This window comes from Nonomuraea sp. NPDC049158, assembly GCF_040648335.1.
Lineage (GTDB): Bacteria > Actinomycetota > Actinomycetes > Streptosporangiales > Streptosporangiaceae > Nonomuraea.
Map to the genome: position 1 here is coordinate 1 of NZ_JBEZDM010000077.1, position 10,645 is coordinate 10,645.

A 10,645-nucleotide genomic window follows, 5' to 3' on the forward strand; every position below is an offset into this window, starting at 1 on the left:
TCGCGTTTGTCGTCTCCGCACCGGGGCGCCCTTACTCGGCCACTCGACCCAGGGGTGCAGCAGTCTCACCAGCCGAGAACGCAACGGCCTTGGGTCGGTGAAGGGCAGGTCGTCGCCGCCGCGGCGCTGGCCGTACGGCAGGTAGCGTTCGCGGTTGATGGTGCCGGTGGTGGCGTTGATGGCCAGTTGGGTGCTGCCGTGCTGGCCGGCCAGGAGCCAGGTGACGCCGGTGGCGTCCCGCATGGCGATCGGGGAGCCGTCGCTGGCGCTGTAGTAGCGCTTGCCCGCGACTAGGCCGCCAGACAGGCGCAGTTCCATCGGGCCGAGGTAGAGGGTGGTGCTGCCGTCGGGGTCGCGGCGGATCAGCCGCTGCCCAGCGGCGTCGTAGACCATCGAGGTCTGCTTGCCGTCGACGGTTGCCTGTGCCAGCTGGCCGAGTTGGTCGAAGTCGAAGGTGGCCTGCTTGCCGGCCACGGTGCGAGCTGACAACTGCCCGGCGTTGTCGTAGGCGTAGGTGTCGGTGCCGGTGGGACGGGTGATGGAGGTGACGGCATTGGGCCGGACCGCGGTGGCGCCGGGGGCGGGATAGGAGTAGGTGGCGGTCTGGCCGTTGTCGGTCAGGCTGGTGAGGTTGCCGACCTTGTCGTAGGAATACGCCTGGCTGTAGGGGTCCAAGCCCTTGGCGTCGCCTGTCCCGGTGCACGAGGAAGCGGTGGTGGTGTAGGCGGTCTTCAGCCGGAGTAGGCCGTCGTAGGTGAAGCATTCGGACTGACCGTCGGTGGTACCGGGGATGGCCGAGGCGGCGTCCAGGACGCGGGTGATGGTGCCGGCGACGTTGTAGCTGTAGCGGTCGTCCTGGACGGTGTCGGGGGTGCTGGTGTCGGCCTTGGTCTGGGTGGAGACCCGCGACAGCCAGTCGGTGGTGGTGTCGCGTTCGAGGGTGCGTTTGACCTGACCGGCTGCGCCCAACGAGCGGGTGGCGAGTTTGCCGGTGGGGGTGAAGGCGGTGTCCTTGACGTAGGTGAAGCCGCCTAAGTCGGAGGTCAGTCCCTTGGCGAAGCCGAGGTCGGTGTAGGCGTAGGTGAGCTTCTCGGCGGCTAACCCGCCGGCGTCGGGCAGGCTCTGCTCCCGCAGGTTGCCTGCGGCGTCGTAGGCGGAGGTGAAGGCGTAGTCGCGGCCGAGGTTGCCTTCGCTAGCCGGGATGCTGAGTTTGGTGGCGGTGGGCCGGTAGTCGCTGTCGTAGGCGGTGACGGTCTGGGTGTAGGCCTGACCACCGGTGTAGCGGGTGGCAGCGCCGGGCTGGCCCTTGGCGACGGTGTCGTAGCTGAACTCAGCAAGCTTGGTGCCGGTGGACACTTCCCCGGCCCATTGGATGGTGCGCCGGCCCAGGTCGTCGTAGCTGTTGGAGATCTTCTGGTTCTTGCCGTCGATGCTGAAGGCCAGCCGACCCGCCAGGTCGTAGCCGTAGCTGGAGGCACCCGCGTCCGGGTCGGTGGCGGCGGTGCGCCGGTTCAGCCAGTCGAAGGTGTAGGTGCGGACGTTGCCGTTGGCGTCCGTCATCTTCGTGAGGTTGTCGTGCAGGTCGTAGCTGTAGCTGGTGTCCTGGTGGGTGGTGGCGTCGGCCCACTCCTCGACCTTGATGGCACGGTCGAAGGCGTCGGTGACGGTGGCGGTCTTGCCGCCGACGGGCGGGGTGACCTCGGTGCGGTCGGCGCCGGGATAGGCGGTGCTGGTGCGGCGCAGCTCGGTGTCGAGGTGGTAGGCGATCGAGGCGACCGGGCGTTCCTGGTCGTCGTAGACGGTCTTGGTCCACTGCGGCAGCCCGGTCAGCGCGGGGTTGAGCAGCCCGCTGCCCGGCTGGCCGGTGTTGTGCACCGGCTCGGAGACCGCGCTGGTCAGGCCGCGTGGGTCGTAGGTGGTGGCGGTGACGATCCGGCCGCCGGATGGGGAGTCTGTCTGCGCCTCGCGAGCCCGGCCCAAGCCATCCTCGTAGCTGATGCTACTGGTGTACTTCGTGCCGGTCAGAAGTTGCTTGACGGTCGTCTTGATCGGCGCGGTCGGCTGACCTAACCAGCCATTCCAGGCGATGTCATAGGCCACCGTCGCACTTGGGATACCGCCGCTGCGCGGCTGGCCCGGCTTCCACAACGCGGTGGTACGGCCGAGCGCGTCGTAGTCCATCTCGGTGGTCTTGCCGTTGGCGTCGGTGACCGCGACCGCGTCGCCCAGGCGATGCGAGAGCCGAGCGGTGATGGTGTGGCCGAGCGGGTTGGTGGTGGTAATGCCGGTACTGGGCCAACCGACGGGCGGGGTGTACGTAGTCGTAGTGGTCTTACCGAGCGGGTCCACGCTGGTCAGCTGCCGGCCGTACTCGTCGAAGGTGGCCTTGGCGGTGGAGATGGTGGACGCGTTGGCGTAGGTGCGGACCTCGGTGGGGTTGCCGTCGCTGGGCTTGTTGGTCGCTGGGTCGGTGCCCAGGTCGTACAGGCTGACGGTCTTGCCGATCAACGCCCCGGCGGCGCAGTCGTCGCCCGAGCGCTCCTCCACCACCGACGGGAAGTCCAGCAGCCACTGACCGGCGTCGGCGTTGCGCGCATATGTGGTCGTGGTGCACGTGTTGTCGGTGGTGACGCCGTCCTGGCCGTAGTCGTTGACCTTGTTCGGCAGGCCGTCGGCGTTGTAGGCGGTCTTGGAATCGGTATAGCGCCAGGCGCCGCCGGTTATCTTGTCGCGGGAGCGCTCGCGGGTCTGCAGCACCAACGCCGGATCCATGGCGCCGGGCCCGTTGCCGGTGGTCTGGATCGTGTACTCCCACCGGGTGGAATCCACCTCGGTATAGGCGCGCGGGCTGAGCGCGGTCATCTTCCACGACTGCTCCTGCAGCACGTTGCCCTGCAGGATCGGCTTGTCCACCACGGTGCCGCCGTCGAAGTCGGTGAGCGTCTCGCCGGTGCCGCCCAGGAAGGTGCGGGTGGTGACCGTGTAGGCCGACGGGTCAGTACCGGAGCCGTCGATGGTGCGGACCTGGCTATAGCCGCGCCAATCCGAGGTCGGCGGCGCCTGGCCGGGCTCGGCGAACTGCACCGGCTTGGCCCAGCGAGGTTTGCCGAGGAATTCGTACTGATGCACCATGTCCGGCGAGCCGCCGACCATGTCCCGATCGACGACCTTGACCGCGAGCTGCTTGAAGAAGCGCGACCAGCTCTCATAACCGGAGTCAGGATCGCTGCCCATGTCGACGTCGTAGCAATCGCCGGTCTTGTCGGTGAAATAGTTGGACCCGTCACGGCCCTTACCGCCACCGCACGCATCGGCCTGCCCGTAGGTGACCTCGGTGCGGCCGCCCATACCGTTGCCGATCGCGGCGATGCGCGGCACCATCCGCCATGACAGCAGGTCGGTCCAGTCCGACATGGAGTCATAGTCCATCTTGCCGGCCAGCATCACCGCGTCGAAGTCCAGCGGCGGCAACGCCACCTCCTGGGCGGCGGCCAGCCCGACATGCTGCACAGTGTCCAGCCACAACGCCGGATCGTCGGCCGGCCCGAAGTCGGTGCGCTGGTAGATCCACGTCTGTGCCAGGTCCAGCCGGTCCACCGGATCCCACCCGTTCGAGGTGGGGTTGAGCGACTCGGTCAGCACCGAGGTGAGTTTGCGGGTGGAGAAGAAGCCGATCGCGCTGTTGGCGCAGCCGACGGCCTGCGCGCACTGCAGGTCGGTCGGCACGTCCACGCCACCGCGATCAGCGGTGGTGAAGGTGGTACGCGCGGTCGGCACGCTCCCCGACACCTGGGTGTTGTGGCCCCACTGCACCTTGGCCAGCGTGCCGCCCCGGTCATAGGGCAGCACCCGATACAGCTCATGCGTGCACGAGGGCAAGCAGAAGTAGTTGCTCTCCCGGTTGTAGGAGTAATCGATCACGTTCTCATTCGAGTCGAGCTCCTGGTCCAGGTTCCACCGCCACACACCGGTGCAGGTCGGCGGAATGTCATTGGCCAGGTAACGGTCGTAACACGGCTCACCCGAGTCGTTGCCCACGTACGGCACCTGCCACTGGGCGTCCTTGGTGTAGCCGAACCGCCACACCGTGCCGTCCTGGCTGGTGACCTTCCAATACGGCTGGCTGTCGGCTCCCCCGGCGACCTGCTCGATCTTCCAGCCGAAATCCGGAACCGTCTTCCAGCCCCCGCCCGCATTGCGGTCCTTGACGATCTGCGCCGACCGGCCACCCGCCGACAGCACCAACTCCGACTGCGACCGGTCATTGGTGGAGCTGTCTTCGTCGGTGTCATCCGGCGACTCCCAGCACAACGCCTCCCCGCCGATCCCGAGCTCCTTGGCGGTCCAGATCAGCTCTGCGGTGTTTTCGTCGTAGGCGTTGTCGACGTAACAGCGGCGATAGCGCCGCTCGATGAATCCGGCGCTCAGATCCCAGCCCGCACCCACCACGCTGGACTGGTTGTTGGACCACTGCCCCTGCCCGTCCACCGACGACGCGTCGTACTGCAGCGACAGATCCGGCCCGTCACCGCCCACCGACGGCGCCTCCGGCAACGGCACGTCATAGTCGAACCCACCACCCGACGTACCCGCCTGCCATGTCCCCGACGGCTTCAGATCGGTGGCACCCCAGTTGCCGTTCGGCCCCGTCATGCCGACCGACAGCAGATACACCGACCCGGCGGCCAGTTGCGCCGCCAGCCGATCGCGCACTACCTGGGCAGCCCACGCCTTACGATCCTTGCCCGCAGGTGTCGGCTTGACCGCCGCCGCACTCGCGCCGGCCGGCGCCGCCTCGACCTGCGCGGTCAGCGTCCCGGCCTTCGCGTCGTTCGTGGACGGCACCACCACTGGGCGCACCACGCACGTCTTCGGCCGCGGCACCTGGACCGCACACGCCGGCACCCGTACCAGCCGCAACCGGCTGACGAAGTTCCCACCGAACGCGTCCCGGAAGCCCGCGTACGAAAACTCCGCCCGCACCTTGCCCGGCGCCGCCCCGTCATCGGCCCGCACCATCCGAGCGGCGATCCCCACCCCGCCCAGAGCACGGGCAACCTCCGGCGACAAGGTCTCCACCTTGACCTTGTCCAACCCGCCGCCCTTGACCTGGCCCACCTTGACCGGCAACGTCCCGGCCTCGGCCACCTTGCCGACGGCCGACACCTCCACCTCGGCCGTTCCCGCCTTCGGCCACACCGGCTCACGCCGCTCCACCTTCGGCGCCGACTCCTCCGCGCCCTTGGGCACCTCGCGTTTCGGCACCGGACGGCCGTCCACCGACTGTTCCGGGTCCGGCGCGGCAGCGGCAGCCCGCTCCACCAGCTGATCCGGCACCCCGACACTCGAAATCAGCACCATCGAGCACAGCCCGACGATCAACGCCGCCAACCACATCCGTACACGCCGAGCCCGCATACCGCACCCCTTCACGGCACGCTGACGCAGACCCCGGGAAACGAGGCCTCGGCGCACCTAAGGCAGACATAAGAACGATCACTCGGAATGTGATCGACAAACCAAGATCGGTCAACGACGGGAGGGTCACTTACCCGACACCAACCGTCAGGACGCGTCAGCCACGCACTTCATGTTCACTGGTCAACCGACATGTCAGGGAAGGCGCTTTCCTGAAGAAAAATGCACATGTGATCTACATCACAGTTGCGACGGGTCGTGTCTCTACGGCCACGAGACCGTAGGTGCCGGTTTGCCACCTGCCCAACTGTTGCCGCTGGCCGCTGTGATCTGATGCGGGCTCCACGTCAACCGGTTCGACATGTGCGGGGAATGGCGATCACTACGGTCTGCCGGTCAAACCTTTCGGTCTCATTGACCGCGAAACGGATATCGAACCGCCATTCCCTTGCTTTCCAGCCAAAACCCGCATTGCGCGAATGCACGCCACCGCAATCACTGAATCTAGGGATCCCCCTCGTATGCCGCCCCGATGCACAGTCGGAGCAAGCATCCAGCCGAGGATGAATCCTTTCTCATGGAGGTAGACATGAAGAATTCAGTGCGACTGCCAATGATGCTGGCAGCCTCTGCCATCATCGCCAGTGGCGTGTTCGCCGTCTCGAGCGCGACTGCGGAGACCAACTCCGCTGCCCTGTCCGCCAATCGGGCTGCCCCGGGAATCCTCTGGGCCAAAGTCAGCTCAAACGGAACCCTGCTCGCCGCGTCGGGCATCAGGAACGTCAACAAGTTCGGCGGGGGGCGTTACAACCTGACGACGGACTCCGACATCAGCAGATGCGCGCTGACCGGAACGGTCAACACGTCGGGTGGCAGTGACCCCGGGCCGGGCAGTGCGTCGATCCTGGTCGGCGCGGTCAATGGAACGACACTTTTCGTTCGCACAGCCACGCCATCGGCTCAGAACCCGAGGACCGTCGACGACGATCGACCGTTCTCCCTGGTGATCTCCTGCTGAGGTCCGCCGGCTTCTGAGCTGAGCAGACCAAACGCAAAACATCTTCGTACCCACGCCGGAAACGGCAACCCATCGAGAAAAGGAGTTTGTCGTGAGTTACCGAATCCGCCTGCTTGCCGGCGTGGCCGCCGCGACCAGTCTGCTGCTGGGAGCCGGCAGCCCTGCGATGGCCGCCATCGAAAGGACCGCCGTCAAGGCCCAGACCGTCCTCGGCCCTTATGCCAGCTTCGAAGTCTGCGCGGTATCCGGGCTGCAGGGCCAGCAGGCCGGTCAATGGGTTTCGTGGTTCTGCTCGCAGAACGGCACCACCCAATGGTGGTTGTTCACCACTCCATGACATACCCCATAGCTCGATAACTCGGCCTTGGCCATCTCCACGATCTTGGAGATGGCCAAGGCCCGGTTCAGTTGGGCAACTCCTCCAGAGCCAGCCCCAATGCTGCCGCCAGGTCGATCGTTCTGCGCGGTGTCGGGCACTGCCTGGCCAGACTGGTCTGGTCGAGGCGGCCGTTACGGGCTTGGAAGAGAATCTTCGCAGCAGGATGTCGGCGCAGTCCCTCCTCGGTGAGCTCGTCGGCGACTCGATGCGCCGTGGCGACCAAGGTGGGGAATGCCGACTGCAGATCCGCGGCCCACTCTTGCAGCGCCTCCAGCCACCTCCGTGTGGCGGTGTCAGACACCGAAGCGAACCGCTCTATCGCCTGAGCCAACTCCAGCCAGGTGGAGTCATACCAAGGCTTGGACTTCAGGACGGGCAACTGCCACTGCCGCTTGGTGGCCGACCAATGATCCGCATGCGCTTTTACCGAGTGGACCGTGAATCCTGGGAGGCACAGCGCGGTCAGGTTCCAGCCGTGGCAGGCACCGGTGTCGAGGCTGAAGATCCGGCCGTCGAGGATCATCGGTTCCCGGCCGGTCACGTGATGGCCGACGACCACCGGCTTGGCATCGGTGTAGTGGTCGTACCAGCGACTGTCCGGGAACAGCGCCGCGAGCTCTCGTTCGCCCCTCGTCGAGCCACAGAGGATTTCCTCCCTCTGGTCGGCCAGCGGAATTCCGGACAGCATCGCGGCGTGGACCACACGGACATGCTCATTCTCGAAGTAGTACGGCAGTGTCCTCATCCAGTCGACCGTTTCGGCGTACTGGTCGCCGAGCTGCAAGCGGGTGATCTCTTGTGCGTAGGAGAAGATCCCGCGTACGTGCTTCCGCTCGTGGTTGCCCATGACCGCGACCGAGTTCGGGCGCTCGCGGAAAAGCCTGACCACGTCACCGGGCGCTGGACCGCGATTGACCAGATCACCGACGCTGACCAGCAGGTCGTCCGGTCGGATGTCGACTTTCTCCAGCAGTTCGAGCAACTCGTCGAAGCAGCCGTGGATGTCGCCGATGATGATCGTGCGCCGCATTCGGGCGATCCTAGGGAGGCATCGGTACGGCGGACAAAGGATTTTGCGCGATGACTGGTGCTGAAGACCTCTACGATGCCGCGTGTGGATCGTGATCAAATTCTCCTGACTCATCCCGGTACGTCGAAGCCCAAGTACCTGGAACTCCGGGTCGACGGGGTTGAGCTGCACCGGAGTTGGTGGGCCGGTACCGGGAAGCCTCAGGGGCGCACGAAGGCGTTCGACGACGGGCCCGCGGCACGCGAGGGCCTGGAGAAGGTCGTCACCGAGAAGATGCGTGACGGGTACGCCCTGCTCCGCGACGCCGCCGCGACCGAGCCGGGTGACGTCGTCGTCCAGTGCGCCACGCGGGCAGAGAACGGCGCCGTGGAGATCGCCCTGCACCCGGACGGCCACACCGTCGCGGTCGCCCGCGGCATCCCCGACCGGGTCGGCAATGCCGGCTCCGATGTGCAGACAGTTGACCTACGGACCGGCGTCCGGCAGGTGATTTACACCGATGCGTATCGGTACTCACTGATCCACACCATGGCCTTCGAACCGGACGGGTCGCACCTGACGTTCACCGTCCGCGACACGGGCAGCTTCGTCGAGGTGAGCCACACGGTGGCGCTAGCCACCGGTCACGTTCAGCGCCTGCCCCACACCCGACCACAATGGGACACCGCCCGCCAGCGGATGCTGGTCGTCGGCAACGATCACGCGGTACGAGTGCTGGGCCCGGACGGCGGTTCGTGCCTCGACCTTCCGGCGGGCAAGCGCTTCCAGACCACCGCCACACTGTCGCCGTCAGGCCGGCTCCTCGCCCTCACCCACGACCCGGACAACCGCGATACGGAGTACGACCTCGAGATCTGGGATGTTGACACCGGTCAGCGAGTGCTCGCCGCCCCGTTCCCCTTCCCGGCGGGATTCCAGGGGTTCGGCCGCCAGTTCGACAAGCTGGCGTTCGATGGGACCGAGCAAATCCTCGTCGCGAGCGGCAAGACGTCAGGATGCTTCGGCCTCTCGGTGGCATCCGGCGACCTGTGCTGGGCGATCGAGGGCGAACGGGACGGGCACGAGCGGTTCGCCGACTTCGCAATGTCACCCGACGGCACGCTGCTCGCCGGCGCCCCCTCTGGTGGCCCGGTCATTGTCTACGACGTGGCGACCGGACAGCCGCTGGAGCCGCGCTTCGCCGTTCCCGGCGAGTGGCCGAACTGGTACCAGGGGGTTGGTTTCTCCGCTGACGGCCGGCTTCTGGCGGTCGCCGACTACCCCGGCCGCGTCACGGTGTTCCGGTTCGACGGCGTGGAGTTCACCAAGCCCGGCGGTTGACGGCCGGCACTCGGTCGGCTGCGGTCGTAACGGCCTGCCGCGACTCGTCAGCATGGCCGAGGATATCGAAGGAGTGGCGGGATGATCTGATGCGGGCTGCTAAAGGGGCTGGTCAGCTGTGAGGTCGGCGTCCGTCAGGATTCGTTGGACGATCTCCGTCATGGAGCTGTCCTCCCCGATGACGCTCTCGCAGCCGTCCGGCAACACGTCGCGCTCGATGTACCACTGGCGCATCTCGCCTGCGCCGAACTGGGAACGCTGAGGCCGCGTCTCGTGCCGACGGAGCGTCTCTTCCCAGGAGACGTCGAGGTAATAGAGCAGAGTCTCGCCAAGATGATCGCGGCCGAGCGCCTGCAGCATCTCCCCGTACCGGCTCGCGGTCAGAATGCCCTCCACGATCACGTGGTAGCCGACATCCAGGGCATGGCGGCACATGCTGTCGATGAGCCCGATGTTCACCGCCCCCGGCTTGTCCAGCTCGCGGAGGATGTCGCGGCGCACTACGTCCTGGCTGATCAGCGCCATACCACGGCGGCCGTAGGCCTCCCGGAGAGCTCGCGCCACGCTTGACTTGCCCGAACCGGAATTACCGCGAATGACGATGAGCGCCGTATCAGGTGAGCCTGTTCGCACGTGGCCAACGTACCGACTCACGACAAACGATGAGGGCGCATCCAGCCATCCGGCGCCGCCCCTTGAAAAGGCACGCGGACCTTGCACGCTGGTGAGGAAGGCCGAGGCGTATCACGGCCCCGAACGTCACGATGCGACACGGCAACAGCAAGATGCGGACTTCGTTTGAACAGTCAGCCGTATGGGGATCAGTCGGCCGCGTCCGACTGTCCACGGCCCCACCCGGGAAATCGTTATTCGGCAAATTCGATTATTACCTCATGAGTTTGGACTTGCTGCGTCGCACCGACGACGACCTCGACCTTCTTGCCGTGCCATTGGTCAGTGACGCCGGCGATACATTCGACGTTGCACTCGTCCTTGCGTAGGTCGAGCTGGCTCCAGCCCTTCGCTCTGAAGCCGTCGAGAACCGTGCCGCTGGGTGTCTTCCCGTCCACTATGGCAGTCAACCAGCCACCCTCATCACCCGAATCGCAGTCGTCACGTGCCTCAAGTGTGGCGGCTATGGACTCAGGAAGAAGCGCCGATGTTGCTTTCTTGAGCTCGACGGTCTCCTGGATCGCCTCCTGACGGCAGCCCGTTTCCGTCCAGCTTGGATATTTACAACCGGCCAGGGTGAATACCATCACGGTCGCTAACGCAGGAATGGTCCAGCGCTTGGCCATAGAGCCTGCTTCCTACAGTTACATCCGCGACGGCAACGCCGCGCCACATCCCACTGCCTCACCAGGCTGGGCCGAGCACCGACACCGTGAGGCATTTTCATCCCCGAAGCAGCGGTCCGCTGGTCACGGCATGATCGCGAACTAGGCGTTCGCCTGACGACGCAAGAAACCCCTGGTAGATG

General features: G+C 66.0%; 7 protein-coding genes. 3 read left to right on the forward strand and 4 right to left on the reverse strand.

Translation table 11 applies throughout. The features are described from left to right. The coding region (locus AB0B61_RS57065) for a SpvB/TcaC N-terminal domain-containing protein (RefSeq protein ID WP_358450665.1) at positions 1 to 5,418 on the reverse strand (5,418 nt) is incomplete at its 3' end. A gap of 589 nt (positions 5,419 to 6,007) precedes the next feature. Between AB0B61_RS57065 and AB0B61_RS57070 the strand changes: the two genes are divergently transcribed. Together AB0B61_RS57070 and AB0B61_RS57075 are read left to right on the forward strand one after the other, a co-directional pair. Beyond that, positions 6,008 to 6,436, forward strand: a complete 429-nt coding sequence (locus AB0B61_RS57070) for a hypothetical protein (protein WP_358204921.1) — start codon at positions 6,008 to 6,010, stop codon at positions 6,434 to 6,436. A 91-nt stretch (positions 6,437 to 6,527) separates the two neighbouring features. Then, positions 6,528 to 6,773: a hypothetical protein gene (locus AB0B61_RS57075; RefSeq protein WP_358204916.1), complete on the forward strand. Its 246-nt coding sequence runs from the start codon at positions 6,528 to 6,530 to the stop codon at positions 6,771 to 6,773. Positions 6,774 to 6,840: 67 nt separating this feature from the next. Here the strand turns inward: AB0B61_RS57075 and AB0B61_RS57080 are convergent, their stop codons facing one another. After that, on the reverse strand, positions 6,841 to 7,944 hold the full coding sequence (locus AB0B61_RS57080; protein ID WP_358450668.1) for a metallophosphoesterase family protein: 1,104 nt from the start codon (positions 7,942 to 7,944) through the stop codon (positions 6,841 to 6,843). On the opposite strand from AB0B61_RS57080, the gene AB0B61_RS57085 reads away from it, so the two are divergent. Next, positions 7,930 to 9,165 carry a hypothetical protein gene (locus AB0B61_RS57085; RefSeq protein WP_358450671.1) on the forward strand — a complete coding sequence of 412 codons (1,236 nt, stop codon included), beginning with the start codon at positions 7,930 to 7,932 and terminating at the stop codon, positions 9,163 to 9,165. The two genes, AB0B61_RS57080 and AB0B61_RS57085, sit on opposite strands and share 15 nt — an antisense overlap. A gap of 99 nt (positions 9,166 to 9,264) precedes the next feature. Here AB0B61_RS57085 and AB0B61_RS57090 read toward each other — a convergent pair whose 3' ends face one another. Together AB0B61_RS57090 and AB0B61_RS57095 are read right to left on the reverse strand one after the other, a co-directional pair. Further along, complete coding sequence (locus AB0B61_RS57090) at positions 9,265 to 9,798, reverse strand: AAA family ATPase (protein WP_358450674.1); 534 nt, start codon at positions 9,796 to 9,798, stop codon at positions 9,265 to 9,267. Between the two features lie 233 nt (positions 9,799 to 10,031). Further along, a complete protein-coding gene (locus AB0B61_RS57095) occupies positions 10,032 to 10,463 on the reverse strand; it encodes a hypothetical protein (protein ID WP_358450676.1) in 432 nt (143 codons plus the stop codon). Positions 10,464 to 10,645: the final 182 nt, after the last annotated feature.

Coding starts and splice junctions, on each gene's coding strand:
- AB0B61_RS57070 (WP_358204921.1), top strand. CDS start 6,008: ATGAAGAATTCAGTGCGACTGCCAATGATGCTGGCAGCCTCTGCCATC.
- AB0B61_RS57095 (WP_358450676.1), bottom strand. CDS start 10,463: ATGGCCAAGCGCTGGACCATTCCTGCGTTAGCGACCGTGATGGTATTC.